21 protein-coding genes and 1 riboswitch are annotated in these 25173 nt (G+C 63.6%); of the genes, 10 read left to right on the forward strand and 11 right to left on the reverse strand.

Annotated elements, in window-relative coordinates; genetic code table 11:
- Positions 1-501 precede the first annotated feature (501 nt).
- Both B1400_RS04200 and B1400_RS04210 read right to left on the reverse strand, forming a co-directional pair.
- Positions 502-1983 (reverse strand): FAD-dependent oxidoreductase, encoded by a 1482-nt coding sequence (locus B1400_RS04200; protein ID WP_095613197.1) that lies wholly within the window; start codon positions 1981-1983, stop codon positions 502-504.
- 705 nt (positions 1984-2688) lie between these two features.
- The gene (locus tag B1400_RS04210; RefSeq protein ID WP_095613199.1) at positions 2689-3327 is read right to left on the reverse strand and encodes a DUF3043 domain-containing protein; all 639 of its coding nucleotides are present in this window, start codon (positions 3325-3327) and stop codon (positions 2689-2691) included.
- A gap of 390 nt (positions 3328-3717) precedes the next feature.
- Here B1400_RS04210 and B1400_RS04215 point away from each other — a divergent pair, with 390 nt between their 5' ends.
- From B1400_RS04215 to B1400_RS04220, 3 genes are read left to right on the forward strand one after another with little or no spacing between them, the layout of a single operon-like run.
- Entirely contained in the window at positions 3718-5085 is a 1368-nt protein-coding gene (locus B1400_RS04215; RefSeq protein ID WP_095613253.1) for a dipeptidase, read from the forward strand.
- A gap of 51 nt (positions 5086-5136) precedes the next feature.
- Positions 5137-5301 carry a hypothetical protein gene (locus B1400_RS09645; protein ID WP_155802698.1) on the forward strand — a complete coding sequence of 55 codons (165 nt, stop codon included), beginning with the start codon at positions 5137-5139 and terminating at the stop codon, positions 5299-5301.
- Positions 5302-5318: 17 nt separating this feature from the next.
- Positions 5319-6515 (forward strand): sensor histidine kinase, encoded by a 1197-nt coding sequence (locus B1400_RS04220; protein ID WP_095613200.1) that lies wholly within the window; start codon positions 5319-5321, stop codon positions 6513-6515.
- On the opposite strand, the gene B1400_RS04225 is transcribed toward B1400_RS04220, so the two are convergent.
- The 6 genes from B1400_RS04225 to B1400_RS09485 form a co-directional block, all read right to left on the reverse strand.
- Positions 6490-7137 carry a response regulator gene (locus B1400_RS04225; protein ID WP_095613201.1) on the reverse strand — a complete coding sequence of 216 codons (648 nt, stop codon included), beginning with the start codon at positions 7135-7137 and terminating at the stop codon, positions 6490-6492. The two genes, B1400_RS04220 and B1400_RS04225, sit on opposite strands and share 26 nt — an antisense overlap.
- Positions 7138-7273: 136 nt before the next feature.
- The gene (locus B1400_RS04230; RefSeq protein WP_095613202.1) at positions 7274-8059 is read right to left on the reverse strand and encodes a ribonuclease H family protein; all 786 of its coding nucleotides are present in this window, start codon (positions 8057-8059) and stop codon (positions 7274-7276) included.
- A gap of 95 nt (positions 8060-8154) precedes the next feature.
- A complete protein-coding gene (locus B1400_RS04235) occupies positions 8155-8946 on the reverse strand; it encodes a hypothetical protein (protein WP_095613203.1) in 792 nt (263 codons plus the stop codon).
- 96 nt (positions 8947-9042) lie between these two features.
- Positions 9043-9306: a hypothetical protein gene (locus B1400_RS09650; protein WP_157909636.1), complete on the reverse strand. Its 264-nt coding sequence runs from the start codon at positions 9304-9306 to the stop codon at positions 9043-9045.
- Positions 9307-10161: 855 nt separating this feature from the next.
- Positions 10162-10881 carry a hypothetical protein gene (locus tag B1400_RS04245; RefSeq protein WP_133064615.1) on the reverse strand — a complete coding sequence of 240 codons (720 nt, stop codon included), beginning with the start codon at positions 10879-10881 and terminating at the stop codon, positions 10162-10164.
- A gap of 179 nt (positions 10882-11060) precedes the next feature.
- Complete coding sequence (locus tag B1400_RS09485) at positions 11061-11399, reverse strand: hypothetical protein (RefSeq protein WP_133064616.1); 339 nt, start codon at positions 11397-11399, stop codon at positions 11061-11063.
- A gap of 250 nt (positions 11400-11649) precedes the next feature.
- Between B1400_RS09485 and B1400_RS04250 the strand changes: the two genes are divergently transcribed.
- The 3 genes from B1400_RS04250 to B1400_RS04265 are packed head-to-tail and all read left to right on the forward strand — an operon-like array spanning position 11650 to position 14455.
- Positions 11650-12735 (forward strand): hypothetical protein, encoded by a 1086-nt coding sequence (locus B1400_RS04250; RefSeq protein WP_235607321.1) that lies wholly within the window; start codon positions 11650-11652, stop codon positions 12733-12735.
- A 2-nt stretch (positions 12736-12737) separates the two neighbouring features.
- Positions 12738-13370, forward strand: a complete 633-nt coding sequence (locus B1400_RS04260; protein ID WP_095613207.1) for an ATP-binding cassette domain-containing protein — start codon at positions 12738-12740, stop codon at positions 13368-13370.
- A complete protein-coding gene (locus B1400_RS04265; RefSeq protein ID WP_095613208.1) occupies positions 13367-14455 on the forward strand; it encodes a hypothetical protein in 1089 nt (362 codons plus the stop codon). Before B1400_RS04260 ends, B1400_RS04265 begins: the two co-directional genes overlap by 4 nt.
- 37 nt (positions 14456-14492) lie before the next feature.
- On the opposite strand, the gene B1400_RS04270 is transcribed toward B1400_RS04265, so the two are convergent.
- Positions 14493-15137 carry a response regulator transcription factor gene (locus B1400_RS04270; protein ID WP_162288171.1) on the reverse strand — a complete coding sequence of 215 codons (645 nt, stop codon included), beginning with the start codon at positions 15135-15137 and terminating at the stop codon, positions 14493-14495.
- A 165-nt stretch (positions 15138-15302) separates the two neighbouring features.
- A riboswitch (TPP riboswitch) is annotated at positions 15303-15432 on the forward strand.
- Between the two features lie 52 nt (positions 15433-15484).
- Here B1400_RS04270 and B1400_RS04275 point away from each other — a divergent pair.
- Positions 15485-16120 (forward strand): ECF transporter S component, encoded by a 636-nt coding sequence (locus tag B1400_RS04275; protein ID WP_095613210.1) that lies wholly within the window; start codon positions 15485-15487, stop codon positions 16118-16120.
- 858 nt (positions 16121-16978) lie between these two features.
- Entirely contained in the window at positions 16979-19711 is a 2733-nt protein-coding gene (locus B1400_RS09935) for an ATP-binding cassette domain-containing protein (RefSeq protein ID WP_235607327.1), read from the forward strand.
- A gap of 207 nt (positions 19712-19918) precedes the next feature.
- Here the strand turns inward: B1400_RS09935 and B1400_RS04290 are convergent, their stop codons facing one another.
- Positions 19919-20629: an ABC transporter ATP-binding protein gene (locus B1400_RS04290; protein ID WP_095613211.1), complete on the reverse strand. Its 711-nt coding sequence runs from the start codon at positions 20627-20629 to the stop codon at positions 19919-19921.
- 306 nt (positions 20630-20935) lie between these two features.
- On the reverse strand, positions 20936-22654 hold the full coding sequence (locus B1400_RS04295; protein WP_095613212.1) for an FtsX-like permease family protein: 1719 nt from the start codon (positions 22652-22654) through the stop codon (positions 20936-20938).
- A 515-nt stretch (positions 22655-23169) separates the two neighbouring features.
- Here B1400_RS04295 and B1400_RS04300 point away from each other — a divergent pair.
- Both B1400_RS04300 and pheS read left to right on the forward strand, forming a co-directional pair.
- Positions 23170-24039 (forward strand): TrmH family RNA methyltransferase, encoded by an 870-nt coding sequence (locus tag B1400_RS04300; RefSeq protein ID WP_095613213.1) that lies wholly within the window; start codon positions 23170-23172, stop codon positions 24037-24039.
- A 65-nt stretch (positions 24040-24104) separates the two neighbouring features.
- Positions 24105-25172, forward strand: a complete 1068-nt coding sequence (pheS, locus tag B1400_RS04305; RefSeq protein WP_095613214.1) for a phenylalanine--tRNA ligase subunit alpha — start codon at positions 24105-24107, stop codon at positions 25170-25172.
- The last annotated feature ends 1 nt before the right edge of the window (position 25173 follow it).

The raw sequence follows: 25173 nt of genomic DNA on the forward strand, positions 1-25173 counted from the left end.
CGGATGCGTGCTGTTGCAATGGTTCCATACTCTATCAGCTGACCATCCCCATCTTGTGTCGCCTACGGGGCGTCCGTGGAAACGCAGGACCATGGTTGTGCCTCCGGTAAGGGGATCCGACCCCGTCTGCAGGCGGAGGCCGTACTACCCATAAGAGGTCGTACTGCCCGTAAGAGGTCGTACTGCCCATAAGAGATTTAGGACGCCGTAATGCTGCTGCCTGCCGCCCGTAAGGGCCATAGGGGGGCAACCGCTGCCCATGGGGGCAGCCGTGGGGGACGCGTTGAGGAACATTCGACGGGGACATCGTGCTGCCCGTAGGGGAATGCGTGCCACCTGTAAGAACCCGTAAGGATAAGAAGTAAGGATAAGAATAAGAAGAGGTGATGCCCGGTCCGGGGCGTGGCGCAAGGCAGCCGTCTTATGTCAGGAGGACGGGTAGGGGATGCGCAGCGGCGGGACGGCGTCGTCCCGCCGCCAAAGCGAGCGGAATCGCCGCCGTCAGCGGGTATGCAGCGGACGGCCGTCGGCCTTGAGCAGCGTCTCGCCGATCATCTCGCTGAAGGTCGGATGCGGATGGATCGCGTCGGCCGCCTCGTGCAGCGGGATGTGGTTGGCGACGATCTGCTGGGCCTCGGCGATCATGTCGCTCGCGTCCGGCGCGACGACGTGCACGCCGAGCACGACCTCGACGTCGTCCCCCTCCGCGTCGCGTCCGGTGACGATTGAGAAGGAGCCGCCCGTGGCGCTCATGACCATGCGCGGATTCGACATCACCGGGAACACGGTCTCCTTGACGTCGTCGTAGCGCGCATCCGCCTGTGCATCGCGCAGCGTGAGGCCGACGGTGGCGAACTCCGGCGAGCTGAACACGATGTTCGCGATGGCGTCCTCGTTCACCGGCCTCGCGTCGAGCCCGGCGATCGTCTCGGCGATGACGAGCCCCTGCGCGAAGGCGCGGTGCGCGAGTGCATGGCCGGCCGTGATGTCACCCAGCGCCCAGACGTGGTCGAGGTTCGTGCGACCGTATGCATCGATGACGACCATGCCGTCGTCGTCGAGCGCGACGCCGCTGTCGGCGAACCACGGCTCGTCCGTGTTCGGCGCGCGGCCTATCGCGCCGAGCACGATCTCCGCGGAGATCGTGCGCTCCTCGTCGTCGTCGCCGAGCGTGTAGTGCACGGTCGCGCCGAGATTGACGCCGGTATCCACGCCGTGGACGTGCGCATCGCGGATGATGTCGATGCCGCGACGCTTGAGTTCGCGCGACAACGCGAGCGCGGCGCGGCGGTCGCTTTTCGACAGCACGTTGTCCTTGCGGATGAGCAGCGTCACGTCGCTGCCCGCGCTGTTCCAGATCGACGCGAACTCGAGCGCGACGGCGCCGGATCCGATGATCACCGCGCTGTGGGGGAACGTGTTGAGCGACAGCGCGGCCGTCGAATCGACGATCGCGCCGTGGTACGTCGTTCCGGGGAGGTCGCGCGGGCGCGAACCGGTGGCGAGTACGATGTCGCCGGCCGTGATGTCGATGTCGTCGTCGATCTCGTCGAATCCGCCGTTCTTCGCGAATCGCTGCACATGCTCCTGGCCGGGGGAGGGCACGACGCGCACATGGCGGTCGGAACCAAGCGACGCGTCGCCGCGGTAGACGGTGATCCCGCGGTATTCGACCAGTGTGCGCAGGCCGTCGACGAGCGTTGCGACGGTGTGTTCGCGGTAGTCGCGCAGGCGCCCGAAATCGATCTCCTCGAGCGTGGAGACGATGCCCATCGTCTCGCCGTGCGCGAGCGCGTCGAGCGTACGGGTGGCGGTGATGAGCGCTTTCGACGGGATGCATCCGCGGTTGAGGCAGGTACCGCCGAGCGTCCCGTCGCGTTCGACCATGACGACCGATTTGCCGAGCTCGGCCGCCCGCAGGGCTGTGGAATAACCGCCGGGGCCCGCGCCGATGATTGCGATGTCGAATTGTAACGATGCCACGATGCCTCCAGACAGCTGAGATATGCGACCGATAACCGGCAACCATTGTAATGCAAGGCGTAACGGCGAGGCGCCTCGCCGTTACGGGTGGCATGTTGTTTGTTACGGGGCATCATCGGCACATCGCCGCAGCGTTACGGGGGCGCATCGCTATGGGCGGTGGTGAATCGTTACGGGCGGCGTCGCCGCGGGCGCTGCTTTCGTCCTCGACTGCGATGTCGTTACGGGCGGCGTCGCCGCGGGCGCTGCTTTCGTCCTCGACTGCGATGTCGTTACGGGCGGCGTCGCCGCGGGCGCTGCTTTCGTCCTCGACTGCGATGTCGTTACGGGCGGCAGTCGTTACGGGAGGAGTCTCTGCAGTCGCCGCCTTCGTCGTCTGCGACGTCGTCGTGGGCGGGGATGGGCGTCGCGCCGTTGCGGATGGGCGCCGTGTCGTGCTTCCCGTTGCCGATCGAGGCGCATGATGACGAGAACGGGGACATGATGACGGTGATGTCGCATGTCGTCTGCGAGGATGCGCTACCCGTAACGGATGCGCTGCCCGTAACAATCAAATGGTGTGCGCGGCGTAATGATGTCGTGCATGACGTGGCATGTGCCTCCCATAAGGAAGGGGACTGCCTGGGGAGGAGGGGCGCATGAGGGACAGGCAACAAGAAGGGCCGGGAGGAAGCCGTTGCTTCCTCCCGGCCCTTCTGCGGGGTCTTACTTGGGCCAATGGCCGCGCTTCTTGTAGCGCGGCTTCGGCAGACGCCAGCGACGCAGCTGGATCGCGCGGCTCCACGCGTAGGATCCGGTGCGCATGCCTTTGGCGACCGCCTGCTCGCCGTATTTGGCGATGAGCAGCTTCTTGAGTTTGCGCCACATCACGACGACGTCGATGATGATCGCGAACAGATACAGATACAGGAGCGTCATCAGGATCAGCGTGATCTGGATGCTGTAGGGGATCTGCCTGGCAAAGGCCGTGACGATGACGGACAGGACAAGGATGACAAGCGCCACGGGGATGAAGAACTCGCCGATGTTGAAGCGGGCGTCCACATAGTCGCGCACATAGACGCGCCAGGGAAGGCGCTCGGCCTTCGGCATGTTCTGCAGGTCGCCGGTGCGCATCGCCTCGTATTCGCGGTTCTCGCGCTCGCGCAGGCGACGCTTCGCCTCCTTGCGCTGCGCCGCGCTGTCCTTCGGCACCAGCGGTCGGATGTTCTTCGCCTGCGCATCCTTGCGTTTCGGCGTCGGACGGCCCTTGCCGGCCTGCTCCTCCCTGAGCTGCGCGTTCGCGCCGCGCGCGTTGCGCTCGGCCTGTCCTTCGTTGCCTTCGTCCTTCTTGTTCACTGCCATGAAGCACGAGCGTACGTGAAGACATCGACGCCGAGGAGGCTGCGCCGCCCTCGGCGCAGGGCGCGGCACAGGGCGACGGAGCCGCCTACAATCGACAATCGAGACATACGACCCGTAAGCGACGCCGCCCGTAGGGAGGCGTTGCGCGCAGGCGCGTTGCAGATGCCGCCCGTAAGGAAACGACGTCGTCCTGCGGCGCATATGCCGGCGCGCGGCCCGTAAGCACGACGTGCCGCCCGTAAGGGATTCGCGGCACGCGCGGTGCATATGGCGCGCATGCGTGCGTCGTGCATATGTCGCGCATGCGCGCATGGCGTGCGCGACGCGCGGCGTGACGGGGACGGACGCCCGCTGCCGGCAGGTGCGGGCGGCGACGACGAAAGGAACGACATGGAGATATCGGCACAGGAGATCCGCGCGCGCGTGGCGGCGGACTGGCAGGGCATCATGGACGTCGTGCGCCAGAAGGTGGCGCTCAGGTCGGTGTCCGCGCAGGGCATCACCGGCGACCATATGGAGCAGTCCGCGCAGTACGTCGCGCGGATCATGCGCGAGGTCGGCGTCGACGCGCGCGTCGTGCAGTCGCACAACCCGGACGGAACCGCCGGTGCGTGGGAGGTCATCGGCTCGCTTGAGACGAATCCGGACGCGCCGACGGTGCTGCTGTACGCGCACCACGACGTACAGCCCGTACCGGATCCGAACGAATGGGACACCGACCCCTTCGAGGTCACGCAGGTGGGCGACCGCCTGTACGGACGCGGCACCTGCGACGACACCGGCGGCATCGCGATCCACTATGGCGCGCTCAAGGCGCTCGGCGACGACCTCGGCGTCAACATCAAGATCTTCTTCGAGGGCGAGGAGGAGATGGGCTCGGCGAGCTTCATCCCCTTCATCGAGGAACACCACGACGAATTCGACTCCGACGTGATCATCGTCGCCGACTCGGGCAACTGGGCGCCCGATGTGCCGTCGCTGACGACGTCGCTGCGCGGCAACGCGACCTGCGACGTGCATGTCAAGGTGCTCGAGCATCCGGTGCACTCCGGCCAGTACGGCGGCCCGATCCTGGACGCGAACACGCTCGCGGCGATGCTCATCGCGAAGATGTACGACGAGGACGGCGCGCTCGCAATCCCGGGCGTCGAGGGCGGCGACCCGATCGGCGGCCTGCAGCGCGACGTCGAGGAGATGGACATGCGCGCGGCGGCGGGCGTCGTCGACTCCTACCGGCTCGCCGGCGACGGCTCGCTCGCCTCGCGGCTGTGGACGAAGCCGAGCGCGACCGTCATCGGCTTCGACGCCCATCCGGTCGACGGATCGTTCAATGTGATCAGCCCGGAGACGACGTTCCGTGTGAGTCTGCGCGTCTCGCCGCTGCAGGACCCGCACGCCGCGATGAACGCGATGGTCGAGTTCTTCGAAGGCAACGCGCCCTTCGGCGCCGACGTGCACGTCACGCCGCTCGACGCCGGCATGGGCTGGGCGATGGATCCCGACTGCGAGGCGAGCGCCGACGCGGCCGCCGCGCTCGAGGAGGCCTTCGGCGTCGCCCCGGTGAACAAGGGTGAGGGCGGTTCGATCCCGTTCATCCCGGAATTGCAGAAGATCTTCCCCGACGCGCAGGTGCTCGTCACCGGCCCCGAGGACCCGATCTCGAACGCGCACAGTCCGAACGAATCGGTGAGCGTCTCCGGACTCGAGAAGGACGTCATCGCCGAGGCGCTGCTGCTTGATAAGCTTGGCAGGAACTGAAACCACGGATGATCCCGAATGGGATCATCACGAATAAAGGAGAAGATCATCATGTCCATTGCCTCCATCATCGCCTCCATCGGTCTGGTATGCTCCATGCAGGCCGCGCCGGCCGCCTCCATGCAGGTCGACACGATGGACGCCGCGCCGACCACGGCCGAATCGGGCAGGGGCTGCAATGCGTTCCTGCATTGGCTCGGCCTGTGCCTGATCTGAGGCAGGGCGCACGCGCAATGACGTCGAAAGGACGCGGGATCAGGCGCATCCGGCACCCATACATCGCTTTCTTCATCATCGTGTTCTCGGTGCTGTATGAGCTGAACGTATGGGTGTACGCGATGCCCAAGCCCTCCGCCGGCACCATGGTGTGGCTGATGGTGGCCCAGGCCATCGTCGTATGCTGCTACTGGTTCCCGGTGTGGGCGTCCGTCGCGGTGCTGCTGCTCAACGGCGTCGGCGAATACGCCATCCCCGGCTACGGGCAGTTCACGGCCTACTTCCTGTTCCTCGCCGTGGTGCTGATCAGTTATAAGACATCGACCAGGATCGCCGCGGCCCTGTGGTTCGTCATGGCCGCATATACATGCATAGAGACGAACGTCAAGCTGGGCTCCTTCTCCCCCTACGGCTGCACGGCGTTCTGCATGGTGTATCTCGCCATGGTCGTCGTCGGCCGGTTCCTGGCTTGGAACGACCGGCGCAACGAACAGCTGCGCAAAGCCGTGGAGCTCGAAGTCAAGGTCAGGCAGCTGGAATCGAACCAGTATCTGGCCGCCTACCTGCATGACGCCCTGTCCCAGGAGCTCGCCCTCATCTCGATGGAGGTACAGCTGAGGAACGCCGATCCGGGCAAATCGGACGACGAGCGGTGGGAACGCGTCGGGGAATACGCCAGCAACGCCTTAGGCGACCTGCGTGGGATCATCATGCAGCTGCGTGATGATTCGATGTCGCTGCGCCTGTCCGACAGCCGGGACAAGGACATCGCCACGGTACTGAAAGACCAGGGGAAAGCGGGCGACGAACTGCTGCATCGGCATGGATTCGCCGGCGGCACCGAGGTGGATGTCATGCGCGACGCGAACGTCCATGACCGGGAGGTCAACGGACTGGTCATGCTGATCTGCCACGAGATCTACGCCAACATCCTCAAACATGGCGACGCCGCGGGGCGATACCGGGTGCAGATGGAGGAGACCGCCGCCCATGTATGCATCCTCTACGAGAACGACATCGCCGAATCAAGCGAACCGAAGATACAGGGAGGCAACGGCATCCGCGTCCTGCGCTCGCTCATCACGTCGATGGGCGGTACGTTCAGCCATGAACGGGTGGACGGCGTTTGGAAAGGCTACGTCGAACTGCCGATTGAAGCGGATGGACACGTGCACACGGCGCGCGCCGTCAACGTCCGTTCAGCAGCAGCCTGACGACGTTCTTGGGTGAGCCTACGCCGTATTTGGCGGCGATGTTGCGCATATAGCCGCGTACGGTGGAGGCGCTCAGCCCCATGTGCGCGGCGATGGCCGCGCTGTCCGCGCCATACTGCCGCATCAACGCGAAGGTCTCCTGTTCCTGAGGCGTGAGTGGATTGGACAGGGGAGGGAGCGTGTGAAGCGTTGCTTCCCCTGTCTGATTCATCTCCTCGACGATTGCGGTATGCGCGTCGCGGGCGGTCCGGAACCCTCGCATCGCACCGCCGTGGACGAGCAGTTCGATGAGTTTGGGCATTGAGATCAGCTGTTCCTTCTGTATCAGTCCTTGCGCGCCCGCCGCTGTGATTTCGTCGAGATAATACTCCATCGCGATGCACGTCATGCCGAGCACCGGAGTGTGGTCGTTGATGGCGCGAAGCTGCCTGCATAATTCCGGGCCTGATTGAGGAATGAGATGCATGTCGAGGAGCACGATGTCCGATGCGTCGCACTGCTCCACCACGTCATGTTCGTTGCCGCGCAAGGCGTGTATGCGGATATCCGGCCGCTGGAGCTTTAGATAGCTGCCGATGTTCTCTGCAGCACGCGGGTCGTTCTCCACCATCATCAGATGCATATTTCCCCTTCCGTCTCGGATTCATTCTAAGGCCGGACATGGATTATCGGCGGAAAGACTTGGAGTCTTTCCGCCGATAATCCATGTCCGGCCTGTGGTCGCCCGCTCGTCATGGGGCTACGACCCTGCGGCCCCATCAGCCGAATGGCTTCCATGGGTTGGCGTCGTCGGTGTACATCTGATTCGCGTTCGCGACCAGACAGGTGATGACGTCACCGTTGCCAAGATCCAGCCTGTACTGTCTGCGCGCCTGCTCATAACGGTCGGGGTCTTCGGAATGCTGCGACAGATATGTTTCGTAGGAGGCATTGTCCTGACGATATTCGGAAATCGTGTAGGAGGGTTCGGCGGCCTTCTTGCGGTGCAGGCAATCGACGGCCGCCTCCTCGTTGTTGGAGAGCATATCCGGATTGGCTATGCTGTAGCGGTACATCTCGTCCACTGCGACATAATGGTTCGAGCATGCGTGCATATCCGCCATCAGCTTGTCGCGTTCCTCCTCGGTCAGCGTCGAGCTGTCGGTGGATTTGATCGGACTGTACAATCCGTTGGCGTACCGAGGCAGATCGGGCTTGGTGTATCCCTTGTCGACGAGGCACTGTTTGTAGTTCTCCCACGCCTGTTCATAATCCGCTTTGCTGACGATGCCGTCATGCGCGAGCGCCCGCTGCAGCATGTCCCGCTGCTGCTGGGTCATGCGGTCCGCCTCGTCGCTTTGGTCGTCGAGCTCAAGCAACGTGTTGATGCGTTCCGTGAAGGATGAGGCCAGCTTCGCGTTGGCGCCTGCATCGGATACGTCGGATTGTGACGCGGTCGTCGCGCCGTCCGCGCCGGTCTGGTTGTGGCCGTTCGTGCATGAAGCCGTCGTGACCAATACCGCGATGGCGAGCACCGCGAGCTTCCATCCATGTGAGTTCCTCATCAACTAACCTTCTTCATCTTCATGCGTTGATGTCCGATGGAGTACGTGGGTGTCATCCGTAATGCCTTCATGATTTCCTCATCATGGCGTGGACGTTATTGGTTGTTGGTGCGGAACGGATGCCACACACCCTCGTCCGATTCGGGAGCCCATGTCTTCACGTCATGCCCGTTGGTGGCGAAGCAGTATTGCACCTGACTGTCGTAAAAATCAAAGGAATAGACCTCCTGTGACTTTTGCCAAGCTTCTTTGGGGGGATACTGTTCCGGGTTTGCCTCGTACTCCTCACCGCTTTGCTCGAATTCCTTCTTGAACTGTTGTGCGGTGTAGGAGGGATCCACCAATTGGTTGCGTTTGAGGCAGTCCACGAAGCCTTCATCACGGTCGGCGTACAGCTGTGGATTGCCTAAAGACAATCGGTACATCTCATCCACCATCAGATACTCGCTTGATAGGCAGGCACCTGAATCATCTTGGGCCTTATGCAGGGCGTCCTCCCCTCGGTCGTCGGCGTCGGTCACTGTCGTGCTGCCACGGATCCCGTCAGAATATATGGTGCTGGTAGGGGCCGCATAACCTTTATCGATGACGCACTGTTGGTAGTTGCTCCATGCCTGGTCATAATCGGTTTTGGACACCTTGCCGTCATGGTCAAGGGCTCTTTTGAGGATCGCTATCTGTTTCTCGGACATCGGCTGTGACAGCGTGTCATTCATCGCAAGAAGATTCTGAATGCGCTCGGAAAGCGATGATGCGATCTTTGCCGAGGCCACCTCAGTGGATGAGTCAGTGGGTGCATGCTGGGATGATGCGTCGACGGTGCCGCAGCCGGTGAGGATAAGGAGCCCTGCTGCCAGGACCGCGCAATATAGTCGTTTGGTATTCATCGTCTGGTATCCATTACTATAAATAATTGGAATTCGGTCAGGTTGAATCGATTGATGTTCTGATTCAACCTGACGGAAATATTGATGGTATTCAAATCAGGACACTACATACCTGACGTAGTCTCCGACGGTGAGATCGGTGCCGGTCTGGACGGCGCTGCACCCCATGCCGGGGTTGCCGACGCTGGACGCCTCCGTGGAATGCCCGTCCTGCTTTGCGTAGCATTTCGTGGTATGTGACATGGAACTCAGGGTGATGTACGAGCGTTTGGCGGCGGCCGTATAGCTGCCGCGGTAGTAACCGTTCTCGATCACACCACTGCTGATCGGGTAGTAGGTAGCACTTGCCGCGTTGGCCACGGATGCGCAGCTGAGGGCGACGCGGCGGCCAGCAGTGCGGACACCGTACCTTTGACGAAGGATTTCACTTTCATGACTCCTTCTCCTTTCCTTTTCGTCGGTTGGACTTCTTCGTCCAATTGTTGTACATCGATTCCCTGTATCGATGACGTTTACAGCATGGCATTGAGCGTCGGGTGGTGTCAAACGACTTACGCGTTTTGCGCATATGCGACACGCCGGGGATTCATAGATGCAAAATGCGTAGGTTGGTTGTTTTGTGCATTTATCGTTTGTGCCACTGAACGATATGTGGAATGTAGGGACACCGGCTGGATGACCTGCCCGAGGCCGCCGGTCTGTCCCGGTCCACCTACCACTACCACATGGGTCATGAAGTGCATGTGACCCGGCTCGACGTTGAGCCTCTGGTGCGCGAGGTGTTCGCCTGTTGTGCTTGGACAAGTTGTGTTGTTCCGCATTGTGTGGCGGTACAGGAAAGCTGGACTCCTTCCCGATCAAGAGTCCAATTCTCCTGCACCACCTCAATTCCAAAGCGCCAATTTTGCACAATACGGGCGGAATATGCTACTCCCATAGGTGCGATATCCCTGTAGACTGGTTTTCTACACAAGTACCAATCTAACGGGTGTTGCACTTGTATCTAGACGCACTCGTATCTAGACAATGGGCTCTGAAGATCTAGGATGCTACCATGATACACAACATCTAACTTTTGGGGAGCAGTTCATTATGCCTTTGGAATCGTCTCTTTTTGTATGGACTTCTTCGGATGTTTTGTTGCGATTGATCTCTATTCTGATGGCGCTTGATGGCATGGCATTGCGAATTGTTCGGCTGGCAGTGAAGTGGACGTCATTGGTTGTTGGTGCGGAACGGGTACCACACACCCTCGTCTGATTCGGGGCCCCATGTTTTCACATCAAGCCCATTGGTGGCAAAGCAGTATTGCACCTGACCGTCATCAAAATCAAAGGAAAACGCTTCTTTGGATAGGTTCCAAGCTTCGTTGGGAGAATGCTGTTGAAGCTGTTTCGAATAGACGGTCCCATTTTCCTCGAACTCCTTTTCGTACTGTTGTGCGGTATAGGAGGGATTGACCAGCTGATTGCGTTTGAGGCAATCCACGAGTCCCTCACTGCGATCGGAATACAGGTTCGGATTGCCTAACGACAACCGGTACATCTCATCCACATACAGATACTCGCTCAATCTGCAGGCACTTGAATCATCTTGGGTCTTCTGGAAGACATCATCCCCTCGGCCTTCAACGTCGGTCTGTGTTATGGTGCCGCGGATTCCGTTGGCATACATGGTGCTGGTGGGCGCCGCATAGCCTTTATCGATGATGCACTGTTGGTAGTTGCTCCATGCCTGGTCATAATCGGTTTTGGACACCTTGCCGTCATGGTCAAGGGCCGTCTTGAGAATTGCGATCTGCTTTTCGGACATCGGCTGTGACAGAGTGTCATTCATGGCAAGAAGATTCTGAATGCGCTCGGAAAGCGATGATGCGATCTTTGCCGAAGGAGCTTCTGCTGAGGTGGAGTCGGACGCGGACTGTGACTGCAGCACGGATGAATCAACGGTGCCGCAACCGGTCAGAACAAAGAGGCCTATTGTTAAAATTATGCATGATAGCCGTTTGATATGCATTGTCTACTACCCATCACTGCGAATGATTGAATCCTGTCGGGTCGAATCTATTGATGATTCGACTCGACAGGATGATTTGAGTTATTGTATGTTTCGAATCAGGAGACTATGTACTGTACGTAGTCTCCGACGGTGAGATTGCTTCCTGTCTGGACGGCGCTGCATCCCATGCCGGGACCACCGATATCGTACGCTGGCTTAGCATGTCCATCCTGCTTTGCATAGCATGCGGTAGTATGTGAATTAGAACTCAACGTGATATACGAGCGATTGGCAGCAGCAACATAACTACCACGATAATACCCATTCTCGATCACGCTACTGCTGACCGGATAGTATGTTGCACTCGCTGCGTTGGCCACCGAAGCGCAGCTGGGCGCTACGCCGGCGGCAAGCAATGCCGATGCGGTACCTGTGATAAAGGTTTTCACTTTCATGACTCCTTCTCCTTTCATTGCATGGACTTCTCCGTCCGATGTGTTGCAACCAATTCCCTATTTCGATTGCGCATACAGCATGACACCCGGAATCGAGCGTCGTCAACCGACCTGCGCGTTTCGCGCATATGCGACACGCCGATGATTCATATGCGCAAAACGCGCAGGTCGGTTGCATTGCTCAACGATTTTCTGTACTACTGTCCGGAGATATACGCAGCGAAGCAGTCGATCCGAGGGGAGGAAGGCAATGGCACACAAGGGATTGACGCAACGTAAGCAGCGTGACGTCAGACGTGGCGTAGCGGCGTGGACATGGGTGCTGCTCACGGCGATCACCGTGGCCGCACTGACCGTATGCGCATGCGCGTTATGGCTTCCGGACAGGGCTCCGGCCACATTGGGCGCCGCGAGGACGCTGACGTCGGCGGGTGCCAGCGTACAGGACTACTCCGGCGCGCAACAGGTCAACGTGGTGCCCACCATCTCCGCGGACAAGGAACTGCTCGGCAATGCGTCCGGCATCGTGACGGAAAACTGGACGGATGATGAGATTCGCTCGGGCACGCGCGTCTACCAGGTCAACGACAGAGTGGTCGTGGCGCTGCATACGGACACGCCGCTGTTCCGGGATCTCAAGACCGGCGACAAGGGCGAGGACGTGCGCTCGCTCAATGACGAACTGGGCAGGTTGGGATACGATTCGGTGCCCGGTTCGGATGTGTTCAATTGGAATACCGGCAACGGTTGGAGACAGCTGATGATCGACTCGGGCAACGCCGGCACCGAGGAGTTGAGCCTCGCCGATACGATGTGGATTCCCGCAGACGTGGTCAATGTGCGCGACTGGAGCGCACAGCAGGGCGCCACGGTCAGCGCGGCGACCGCGATCGGCACGGTTCCCGGCACGTTGACGAAGCTCACGATCCGTGGCGGCCGGCCGTCGGATCAGGAACGCAGCATCACCGTGTGCGGCGTGACCTCGGCGTTGCCGGCAGGCAGCGTGGAGATCACCGACGCCGAGACACTGCGGCAGATCGCGCAGACGGAAGCCTACGCCAGCAAGACGCCGGAGGAACGTGCGGCGGGCATAGACGCCCAGGTGACGTTCGCCAACACCATCCAGGTATTACGTGTGCCGGCGGCCGCGGTGTTCGACGTCGATGGCACGGCCGCGTGCATCGCCGTGCGCAACTCCGATGACGTCTCCGCAATGCCTGTGCAGATCATCAGCAGCGAGCTCGGCGCGAGCCTCGTGCAGCCGGTCAACGGGAACGTCGACCAGATCAAGACCGTAGTGATCGGGCCGCAGCTCAACACGTTGCATTGCGAGTGATCATGCAGTTGGTTGTGGAGGATTTGGCGCATCGTTTCGCCGGCACCGATCTGTTGTTCGAACATCTGAGCTTCACTGTGCAACCTGGCAGTACCGTGGCCATATGCGGGCCGTCCGGCTGCGGCAAATCCACGTTGCTGTCCATTCTGGCCGGGTGGGAGAAGCCGTACGCCGGCTCGGTCAGACGTGAGGAAATCACGCGCACCGGTTGGGTGTTCCAGAACCCGTATGGCGTGGCCAACCGCAGCGCGCTGGACCATGCGGTGTTCCCGTTGCTCGCCAAGGGGATGACCCGCCGACAGGCCGAACCGCAGGCGTTGGAAGCCATGGGGATGTTCGATCTTGAATACGCCGCCGACAGGCGGTTCAGTGACCTGTCCGGCGGCGAGGCGCAGCGGCTCATGCTCGCACGGGCCGTGTGCTCGCATCCGGACATGCTGCTTGTGGACGAGCCCACCGCCCAATTGGACACGCGCACCGCGCACTCGGTGAGTCATGTGCTCGGCAATCTGGCCGGACAGGGCATGATCGTGCTCGTGGCCACACATGACCCCGATACGCGGGACGCATGCGGGCGCATCATCGATCTGGCGCACTATGCGCCACGGGAAGACGAGGAGGTGCAGCAGTCATGAAGATCCGTTCGGTGTTCTCCGAAGCCATGCGCAACATCGGCTCCGGTACGGCGCACGCCGTCGTCCTGTGCCTCGCCGTGCTGCTGTGCGGCGTATTGTTCGGCGGCTATGAGGCATACGACATCATCACGATGCAGCAGGAGGCGCAGACGCGCGTGAATGCGCTGGCCGACGCCGACATGATCGCCACGGACGGCGGTGTGGACGGCGTGGCATGCGATGGGCTGCCGGAGAGTACCGCAAGCGCTGGCATGCATGCGGGCGCCGTGGATGCCGGCGCGGAGATCGCGTTGCTGTCCACGCCGGGCAAGGCGCTGCAGTCGTTCGAAGTCAGTCCGGGCATGCTCGAGCTCATCGCATCCAATGATGCGCACATCACGAAGGTGGATACCTCCGGCGTGTGGATTCCCGAAGACGTGGCACGTGACTTCGGCCTGAGCGCGGGGAGCCGTGTACAGACCAGCCAGGGCGCCATCAATGTCGCACAGGTGTATGCGTGGCCCAATGACGGACGCGACACCCGGTTCTCGTACACGTTCCTGATTCCGCGGCAGGCTTCGGGGGAGCGGTTCAACGAATGCTGGGTGAGGCAATGGCCGCATTCGCAGGAGGCGAGTGACCTGATGTACTCCACGCTGATCGCCGACGGCCGCAGCATGCAGGCGGCAGTCATCGGCGTGAACAAGGGATTCGACGCGCAATACGACCCGTACAGGACGTATGTCGCGCGCGCCACCCGATGGGTGCCGGTGCTCGCCGCGTTGTGCGGCGTGGCGATCGGCGTCTATGCCGTGCAGCGCAGACGTCTGGAATATGCCGGCGCGCTGCATTCGGGACAGTCCAAAGGAGCGCAGCTGTTGGGCATAGGGACGGAGGCGCTCGTCTGGTCGGCGTTGGGCGCCGTGAGCTCCTGCGCGCTGATATGCGCCTATTGCGTGCGGACGGCGCCGTCCGATGCGCAGACGGTCGTGCAGGCCGCGTGCAAGGCGCCGTTGGCGACGGCGGCCGCAGCGGTCGTCGCGGCCGTAGCCGCCGGCGTCACGGTGCGGCAGTCGCAGCTCTTCAGACTGTTCAAGCATCGTTGATTCCCGAATGCGCAGCCTTACGGGCGGTACGCGGACGCTACCGGTTGCGGCGGCGCAGCAGCAGGCGCATGAGGTCCTTCGTCGTCGGCAGGTCGAGTTTGCGGCGTATCGCGCGGATGTGGGTGCGCACCGTCGACGGCTTGACGTCGAGCTGCGCGGCTATCTGCTTCGGATCGTTGCCGTATTCGCCCATAAGACGGTATACGTTGCGTTCGGCCGGCGTCAGCGCGTCCGGCATGTCGTCGTCGGACGCCGGGCCAGGTCGGACGTCGCGAGCGAGCACGGCACGCCGCGCCGCGTCCGGTGGCAGGTATCCCGGCTCCGCGCCGCCGTGCAGCAACAGGTCGATCATCGTCAGCAGCGTGCCGAGATCCTCCTTGTGCACAAGCCCCTGGCCGCCCGCCTGCCTGAACCGCTCATCGTAGTAGGACTTCGGGAAGCAGGTCATGCCGAGCACGGGGGTGCGGCCGTTGACCCGGCGCAGCTTCGTGCACAGTTCGGGGCCCGATGCGTCGAACAGTTGCATGTCCATCACGACAAGGTCCGCGACGTCGCATTCCTCGATGATGTTCTGCTCGGTGCCGCGCAGCTGATGGATGATCGCCTGCGGATAGGCGGACCTGATGAATCCCGCTACGCTGTCCGCGGCGCGCGGGTCGTTGTCCACGATGATGAACTGCATATCGGCCTTCCCTCGGGCGCGGCATGCGGCTGCACGCCATGCCGCCCATAAGATCATACGATACTGAGCATGACTATAGTCGCCGCAGCCCGAGGCCGCCATGCGGACGACGTCGCGCGCGGCGACGCGTCGAGGCGGCCCGAGGTCGCCGGGTCGCAATAGACTCTTAGGCGACACGGGGGCTGCCGCCCGCGCGATGCGTATCGCGCGGGCGGCGGCTGAGAGAGGGTGAACCTCGACCGATTGAACGTGAATCCGGACAATGCCGGCGCACGGACGTCGTAGATCTCCCGTGCCTGAACATCCATGACGACCATCGTCATGGCGAGACAAGAAAGGCACAAGTTATGTCTGCTTCCGTCATCGAAGCGAAACCGAATATGAAATGGCGGGTCGTCGACATCGCCGTGGCTTCCGTCATAGGCGTCGCGTCCGCGCTGATCTACTGGCTGGTCGCCTTCTTCTCCGCGGCCCCGTGGGGGTTCCTCGAGGCCGTCGTGCCGGGGCTCGCCGGCGTCATCAACGGACTGTGGCTGTTCGCCGGCCCTCTGGCGGCGATCATCGTGCGCAAGCCGGGCGCGGCGCTCTACGCGGAGCTCGTCGCCGGCGTGCTTGAGGCGCTCATGGGCAACATGTGGGGCGGCGTCAGCACCTTCCTCATCGCCTTCGCCCAGGGTCTGGGCGCCGAAATCGCCTTCGCGGTCTTCCTGTACCGCAAATGGAATCTTGGCACGACGGTGCTTTCGGGCGCGTTGAGCGGCGTCGGCTGCTGGGCGTACTCATTCTTCACGAACCTGCAGGCGATCGATGTTGGAAAGACGTACGGCGTCGTCTATCTGCTGGCGACCGTCGTCTCCGGTGCGCTGATTGCCGGCGTCGCGATGTGGTACCTCTACATCGCGATCGCGAAGACGGGTGCCCTCGACGATTTCGAATCGGGACGCCGGATCCGCCGCGCGAAGAAGGTGACGCTCGGCAGGTAGCGGACGCGGGCGTCGCGGGACGACGGTCGCGGTGGCGGAGGTCAGTGTACTCAGGAGAAACGGGTAGCGATCTTCGCCGTTACTGGCAGCCGTCGTGCTACGGGCAGTCGTCGGCATCGGCGAATTCATCGCTACGGGTGGCAGTGTTCGACGATCGTCGCCGCTGTCGGATTCGCCGTACAGGGCCGCGAGTCGCAGCCGTCATCTGCATCCGTCGCTACGGGTGGTACATCGGAGGGGACCGCCGACGCGTACGGGTAGCGCCATGGGACACGTCGTTTTCGACTGTGGTCGACGCTTACGGGCAGTGCATCGGGGGATGTCGCCCGTAAGACCACGGAAGCGAACGATGCATGACGCGATGCGGATGTGGCGGTGCGATGCGGAAGGTGCACGTCGCCTTTCCGCAGATCCTACGGGTGGCACATCGGAGGGTGGCGCCCGTAGCAGTGGTGCTGCCCGTAACGGAACGCTACCCATAGCGGAAGCGCTGCCCGTAGTGAGAACGCTACCGGTAGCGGTGGCGCTGCCCATAACGGAGGTACTGCCCATAACGATAGGACTGCTCGTAACGGAACGCTACCGGTAATGAGAACGCTGCCCGTAACAGTGGCGCTGCCTGTAACAAGAACGCTACCGGTAGCGGTGGAAGTGACGGGCGGTTCGCCGACGGGTGCCGCCGGTAACGTTAGGGGCGGCACCTGCCGGCGCAGGTCGGCGGCGCATGCGCAACGAGTTCAAGCAAAGGAAACGATTCGAGTGCCTCAGACAAACGAACACACGACCACGTCGGCGACGCGTGTGGCCGATCGCGCGAACGGAGAGGAACACGAAGCGCGCCGCGGCGGTACGCTGCGCATGCGCAAATGGGGATACCGCCACGCGTCACGCGAACGATTTGCCGTGCGCGGCCTCGACCTGACGATCGATGCGGGCGAGCATGTGCTGCTGCTCGGGGCGTCGGGAATCGGCAAATCGACGATCCTCGAAGGAGCTGCGGGACTGCTCGGCGACGAGGACGCGGCCACGCTCGCCGAACACGACGGCGACGAGCCCGTCATGGACGCGGACGGCGGCGTCACCGAAGGCGTCATCGACATCGATGGCGTCGAAGTGCACCGCGCGCGCGGCGCCGTCGGACTCGTGCTCCAGGATCCGGACGCGCAGGCGATCTTCCAGCGCATCGGCGACAACGTGGCGTTCGGTCCGGAGAACCTCGACGTGCCACGCAAAGAGATATGGGAGCGTGTCGACGCGTCGCTGAACGCAGTCGGACTCGGAGGACTGCAGCTCGACCGCTCCGTCATGCATCTGTCGGGGGGGCAGATGCAGCGCCTCGCACTCGCCGGCGCGCTCGCGATGGAACCGAAGGTGCTGCTGCTCGACGAGCCGACGGCGAACCTCGATCCCGACGGCGTCGTGCAGATCGTCGGCGCCGTCCGGGACGTGCTCGAGCGTACCGGATGCACGATGGTGCTCGTCGAACATCGCGCGGACCGCTGGATCGAACTCATCGACCGCGTCGTCGTGCTCGGACTCGAGAGGGACGACGACGGACGCGCCGTCAACCAGGAGGGATACGACGACGAGATCGCGCGCGACGGCTTCCGCAACACGGTCGTCATCGCCGACGGCACGCCGGACGAGGTCTTCGGCGACGACACGATCGACTTCGCCAAACTCGGCATCTGGGTGCCGCAACGCTACCGGCGGCATGGAGACGAGATCACGCGGATGCACGTCGACGGCGAGCCCGGATGCGATCCCGCGAGCGGCCGCGACGACGTCGTGCTGGGCACCGACGACCTCGGCATCGGCAGGAACGGCGACGCCATCGCCGAACACATCGGCGTGTCGTTCCGCCCCGGGCAGATCACGGCGCTCGTGGGCGCGAACGGCGCCGGCAAATCGACGCTGTCACTCACGCTCGCCGGACTGCTCGAGCCGCTCGCCGGACGCGTCGTGGCCGGTTCGGCGCTCGCCGAGGGGGCGCACGGCGCGTGGCCGATCAACTGGAGCTCGACGGAGCTCGCGTCGCGCATCTCGTACGTGTTCCAGAATCCGGAGCACCAGTTCGCATGCTCGAGCGTCCTCGACGAGGTCATGCTCGGTCCGCGGCGCACCGGCGTCGACGAGGAGACGGCGCGGAAGCGCGCACGGGAGCTTCTCGGGCGGTTCCATCTCGCGCGATACGCGGACGTGAACCCGTACACGCTCTCGGGCGGCGAGAAACGGCGGCTCACCGTGGCCGCCGCGCTCGCCGCCGCGCCGAAGGTGCTCATCCTCGACGAGCCGACCTTCGGGCAGGACCGGCGCACCTGGATGCAGATCGTGCGGCTCATCCTGGGGCTGCGCGGCGACGGCGTGAGCATCGTCGTCGTGACGCACGACCGCGAACTGGTGACCGCGCTCGGCGCGCGCGTCGTCGAACTCGTCGTCGGCGTCCCCGCGCCGGACGGCGCTACCGGTAGCGTTGCTACGGGCAGTCGCACCGCGAATGATGACGCCGCGGGCAACGATGCTAGAGGCAGTCGCGTTACAGGCGGCATCGACGACGCTGTCGGCGGCGCCGGTCTCGTTACGGGAAGCGCCGTCGGCGTCGCGCCGGACGATGCTACCGGTAGCGGCATGGAGGATGTCGCCCGTAACCGGAAGACGACGGATTCGCGGGTGGCGCAGACGGAGACGCCGACATCGACGGAAGGCCGTCCGGGAGCTCATGCTGCCCGTAACGACGGGACGACGACTTCGGCCGATGCGGCGATGCACGGCGAGCAGGTCGTGCGGGTGAGCGCGGTCAATGAACGACATGATCGCATCAGGCCGGCGAGCCGGTCGCCATATCTGGCGTCGCTCAACCCGGTGTTCCGGCTCGGTGGCGCGTTCCTGGCGTCGCTGCCGCTGCTGCTCAGCCTCGATTGGGTCTCGGCGACGGTCGCGCTCGCCGCGGAATTCCTCGTGCTGATGGTCATCGGCTTCACGCCGTGGCGTGTGATCCGCTCGACGTGGCCGATCTTCATCGGCGCGCCGGGCTCGGCGCTCGCCGTGCTGCTGTATGGCAAGCAGGGAGGCGACGTCTGGTGGCAATGGGGATGGATCGCCGTCACCGATCGTTCCGCGCAGCTGGCGCTCGCCACGGCGTTGCGCATCCTCGCGATCGGCATTCCGGCGATCATCGCCGTGCTCGGCATCGACGCGACCGATCTGGCCGACGGGTTCAGCGAGCTGCTCCATCTGCCCGACCGTTTCGTCTACGGCGGATTGGCGGGGATGCGGCTGTTCTCGGTGCTTCAGGATGATTGGACGGCGCTCACGGCGTCGAGGCGTTCGCGCGGCCTCGGCGACGACAACAAGTTCGCGGCGTTCTTCCCGCAGGCGTTCGCGCTGCTCGTGCTGTCCATCCGCAGATCGACGACGCTCGCGACGGCGATGCAGGCGCGCGGTTTCGGTGGCGCCGCGCCGCGCAGCCATGCGCGCGTGAGCGAGGTGCATGCACGCGACTGGTGGTTCCTTATCGGATGCGCGGCGCTGCCGACGATCGCGCTGGTGTGCGCGGCGTTCGCCGGGACGTTCTCGTTCATGGGCAACTGAACCGTCGGCGGGGAGGGCGATCCATCCGATGAAGTCGGCATGCCGGGCGATCCATGCTGTGTCACGGCTCTACCGGCGGCGTCAGATTTGCTGCCGATAAGCGATGGAGGCGCGGATCGCTTACCGGCAGCGGCAATGGATGGGTGCTGCCACCGGTAGCGATGACATGCCGCTACCGGTAGCAGCAGGCGCACTTCGACGAGTGGGTCAGCGCGGTTGGGGCCCGAGCTTGAACACCGTATCCGATTGCTCGGCGATCTGCGGGCTGTGCGTGACGATGATGACGCAGCGGCCGTCCTTGTGCGCCAGGTCGGTGAAGATCCTCATGATGTCCGCCTGCGTCGCCCCGTCGAGATTACCGGTGGGCTCGTCGGCGATGATGACGCGCGGGTCGTCGCTCAGCGCACGGGCGATCGCCACGCGCTGCTGCTCTCCGCCGGACAGGTGCAGGATGCGCTCGCCCGCGTATCGTTCGGGAAGATGCACCTGTCTGAGCAGATCGAGCGCGATGTCCTTCTTCGGGCGGTCGAAACGCTTACCGGAAGCGTCCATCGTCAGCATGATGTTCTCCAGCACGGTGAGCTGCGGCAGCAGGTTGAAGCTCTGGAAGATGACGCCGATGTCGCGACTGCGGTAGCGGTAGCGGTCCATCGTCGCCAGGTCGCGGCCGTCGAAGAGCACGGCGCCCTCGGTCGGAGTGGTCAGGCCGCTGATCAGAGACAGCAGCGTCGTCTTGCCGGCTCCCGACGGGCCGACGATAGACGTCACCTCACCGCTGCGGAACGATGTGCTGATGTGGCTGATGACGTTTCGGCCGCCCTTCGCGTAGGCGTAGCTCACGTCGTCCAGGACGAGTATCGGCGTACGGGTGGCATTGTCGTCGTTCACGGCAGTTCGCGATGCTGATGGCTTCGTCATGATGTGCTCCTTGGAAAGATCTGAGAGGTTGATGGGTGGGATCGATGGGATCGATGGGATCGATGGGATCGGTGATGATCGGGCATGCGCCGATGGTCGGATGCTGCGTGCCGCCGGTAACGCACACGGCGTGTGCGGCGTGCGGTGATGTGCTACCGGTAGCGGAATTGGAGATGCGCTACCCGTCGAGGGCGGGAGGACGGATGCGCTACCGGTAGCACCGGCCGATGCCGCCGGCTGATCGGGCGATGTCGTTTGTGCGGGCGTCGAGCCGGACCGTGCCGGGCATGGGCCAAACGTGCGCGGTCACGAACGGTCGGCCAGGATCTGCAGCGGCTCGTAGCGCATGACGAACACCGCGGCCACGAGTGCCGCCAGTAACGTCAGGCCGAGTCCAATGAGGAGCATCCATCCGAGCGTGGCCCAATCGACGGTCGCGTTGAGTTTCGCGATCGTCTGGGACGCCCTGCCGAAGCCGTCGCGCATGCCTCCGGGCTGCTGCCCGTTGTCCGGAGCGGCGCCCGCGGCGTTGTCGGGATCCGCGCCGGTCGAGGGGGCTCCCGTGGCGCCGTCGGCGTCCGGACGCTGCCCCGGGGCCGCCTGCATGTCGCGGCCGAACTGTTCGCGCTGCTGGGTGAGCTGCGTATGCTGCGCCTCGACCTGGGAGGAAAGCAGCGCGTTCGACACCGGCACCGATGCGGCCGCGCCGGCGCCCACGCCCACCGCGAGTCCGATGAGCGTCACGACGAGCAGCTCCACCGTGTACTGCGCCGCGACCTTGGTCTTCTTCACGCCGATCGCCATGAGCACGCCGATCTCGTATTTGCGTTCGCGGATGTTGAATATCGTCAGCACGACGAGTACCACGGCGCCGACCGCGAGCACCACGATGAGCAGCGTCCTCGCGAACTTCGCGAGGTTCTCTATCGGCAGCAGACTCGATTCGTATTGCTGCACGTCCTGCGAGGTGACCGTGTATTCGTCGCCGAGCCCCGCAGCCTTCACGTCGCGCACGAACTCGTCGTATTTGGATTTGCCGTCGAACACATAGGTGTAGCTGAGCGTCGCCGCCTGCGTCTGACGGGTGTTGCCGCGTGCGTCGGTGACGTCAATCGTCTTGTCGGCGGTGAGCCCGAGCTTGTCAAGCGTGGAGACGGATGTGTAGATCGCGTTCGCCGGGTCGCTCGCCGTGGACGCCATCGGGCCGCCCATCGGCGTCGACGCGTCGCTCGTGTTGTCGTAGACGCCCACGACCTTGAGCGTGTACGTCGTGTCCTCGTCGGCGACGTTCGCGACCGTGATCGAGTCGCCGACCTTGACGTCGTTCGCCTCGGCGAGCGTGTCGGAGATGATGACGTCGCCGTCGTCGGCTGCGTCGTAGCCGAAGACCTGGCCGTCGTCCATCGTGAAGGCGCCGTTGGGCGCGTTCACGATGGCTTCGTCGCCGGAGAACCCGACGAGCGAGAAGTCGCCGACCGTCATCTGCGCGCCGTCGGCGCCCATGCCGCCTTCGGGCATCCGGGGCGGATCCTGCCGTCCGTCGGCGGCGTCGTCCGCTCGTGCGTCGTCGTTCGTTCCGTCCGACTGGGCCGGCTGGTCCGCATCCGTCCTCTCCTTGATGACACCGCCGTTCGAGTCGACCGCATCGATGCCGTCGTCCGTGGCGGCGGCGGACGCCGTCTCGATGTAATACGACGATGCGACGCCGTATGACTCCTTGGCGTACTGTTCGTAATCGGCGAGCGTCATCGTCTTGCCGGCCACGGCCTCGCGCATCGCGTCCATATCCGGCTTGCCGTCGGCGTCGTCCGCGCGTGCGCCGTCCATCAGGGCGCCGCGGTCGAGCGTGATCTGCGCCGAGATCGTCGCGTTCGCGAGCGCATCCGTTCGCGCCCGTTGCGCCGCCTGCACGATGGCGAGACCGATGGTGGCCGCCGCGGTGACGATCGCGACGATGATGATCATGAGCGCGCTGCGCCCCTTGTTCCGGGTGATGTTCCTCAGCGCGTTGGTGATGATGAACATGGTCGTCCTTCGATGATTCGTTGGTCTGTGGTTGGTATGCCCACGGATGTCGTATGCCGACAGCGTAAGGGCTCAAGTTGAGCTCGGGCGGAAGGGTCGCTGGGATGATGCAGAATCGTTGCCGACTGTTTTCTGGGGGTCTCCTGTAAGTCCGCTGACAGCGTTCGGGGCGATGCATGCGTTACGGGAGGTGTCATGCGTTACGGGTAGTACGCCGTCGTCGATGTCCCATCCGTTGCCGGCGCCCCCAACCCGTGGGCCCCATGCTGCCCGTGGTGGTCAGGCCGCTTCGGCGCGGCATGGGGAGGAGGGGCATGGGGACGGACGGGACGGGCATGGTGCCGCCCGTAAGCATCAAGCAAAGATCAAAAAGATCCAAGGAGTCAAAAGATAAATAAAAAGGTAGAAAAGACGATGCCGCCCGTAGCGGGTCCCGCGGGACGACCGGACCCGAGGCCGTACGGGTGTTACGGGCGGCTGCGGGCAGGACGGGGTATCGCGGTAGGGTGGCGGGTATGCCGATCGACAACCATGTAATCACGAACACGAGGTCCGAACGCGTGCGCAGGCTCGTCGAGCTTGCATCCCGTAAGCACAGGGAGCGAAGCGGGCGGTTCATCATCGAAGGGCCGCAGGCGGTGCGCGAGGCGCTCACTTGGCAGCCCGACGTCGTGCGCGACCTGTACGTCGCCGCGAACGGCGACGCCCCCGACGCGGCGTTCGCGAACGCGACCGTCGCGTCTCTCGCGGGACTCGCGATGGGCGAGGGCGTCTATGTGCACAAAGCCACCCGTAACGTCATCGACCATGTGAGCCGGGACGCGCAGGGCGTGTTCGCGGTCGGCGACCTCGAACGGTGCCGCGAACGGCTGTCGGCGCCCCCCGAGACGCCGCGTCCGTTCATCGCCGCGTTCTGGCAGGTGCGCGACCCCGGCAACGCGGGCACCGTCATCCGCAGCGCCGACGCCGCCGGATGCGATGCCGTCGTCCTCGTCGGCGACTGCGTCGACGTGTTCAATCCGAAGGTCATCCGCGCGACGACCGGGTCGCTCTTCCATCTGCCGGTGATGCGCATGGACGAGGACGCGTTCTTCGCAATGTGCGACGCCCGCAAGGCGGGCGTCATCGCGGCCGACGTGTACGGGACGGAGGGCATGCCGCCCGTAAGCCTTCCCGACCTCGTGCGGCAGGGGGATGGATGGGACGGGGCGAAGGCCGTCCTCTTCGGCAACGAGGCGCGTGGACTCGACGACGCGCTGCTGTCGCGCGCCGACGTCGTCTGTTCGATTCCGATCTACGGGAAGGCGGAGTCGCTCAACCTCGGCACAAGCGCGGCGGTCATGTTGATGACGTTGGCTATGTCGAGTCGTATTGAAAGAATGTGAAGTCGATAAAACGTTGGAATGACGCGATTTCGCGCCAGAAGACGCCTGTTGATGAAAGGTAACTCGTGGCAGGGAACACGCAATTCGATGCCGATGCGGTGCAGCAAGCCGTCGCCGAAGGCATCGCCGCAATCGAACAAGCCTCCAGCATGGAGGAGCTCAAGGCCATCCGCGGCAAGTACGCCGGCGCGCAGTCGGCGATGACGCTCGCCAGCAAGGCGATCGGCTCGCTCGACAAGGACCAGAAGAAGGAGGCCGGCAAGCTCATGGGCAGGCTGCGCGCCGACTTCGGACGCGCGTACGGCACGAAGGAGGCCGAGGTCAAGGCCGCCGAGGAGGCCGCCGAACTCGCGTCCGAGACGGTCGACATGACGCTGCCGGTGCGTCGCAAGCCTCTCGGCGCGCGCCATCCGCTGCCCAAGCTCATGGAGGACATCGAGGACTTCTTCGTCGGCATGGGCTGGCAGATCTCCGACGGCCCGGAGGTCGAGACCGAATGGTTCGACTTCGACGCGCTCAACTTCGGCCCCGACCATCCGGCGCGCCAGATGCAGGACACCTTCTATGTCAAGGGCAGCCAGGCCAAGGACGCCGCGGGCTTCGTCGGCTCGAACATGATCCTGCGCACGCAGACCTCCTCCGATCAGGTCCGCGGCCTGATCGGCCACGGCGTCCCGCTGTACATCGCCTGCCCGGGACGCGTGTTCCGCACCGACGAGCTCGACGCGACGCACACGCCGGTCTTCCACCAGGTCGAGGCGCTCGCCGTCGACAAGGACCTGACGATGGCCGACCTCAAGGGCGTGCTCGACAAGCTCGCCGTCGCGATGTTCGGGCCGGAGGCGAAGAGCCGACTGCGCCCGAGCTACTTCCCGTTCACCGAGCCGAGCGCCGAGATCGACCTGTGGTTCCCCGACAAGAAGGGCGGACCGGGCTGGATCGAATGGGGCGGCTGCGGCATGGTCAACCCGAACGTGCTGCGTTCGGCGGGCATCGACCCGGACGACTACACCGGATTCGCGTTCGGCGTCGGCGTGGAGCGCACGCTGCTGCTGCGCCACGACATCAACGACATGCACGACCTCGTCGAAGGCGACGTGCGTTTCAGCGAACAGTTTGTGATGGGGGAGTGAT

Source organism: Bifidobacterium italicum, from assembly GCF_002286915.1.
In the GTDB taxonomy this organism is placed as follows: Bacteria; Actinomycetota; Actinomycetes; order Actinomycetales; family Bifidobacteriaceae; genus Bifidobacterium; species Bifidobacterium italicum.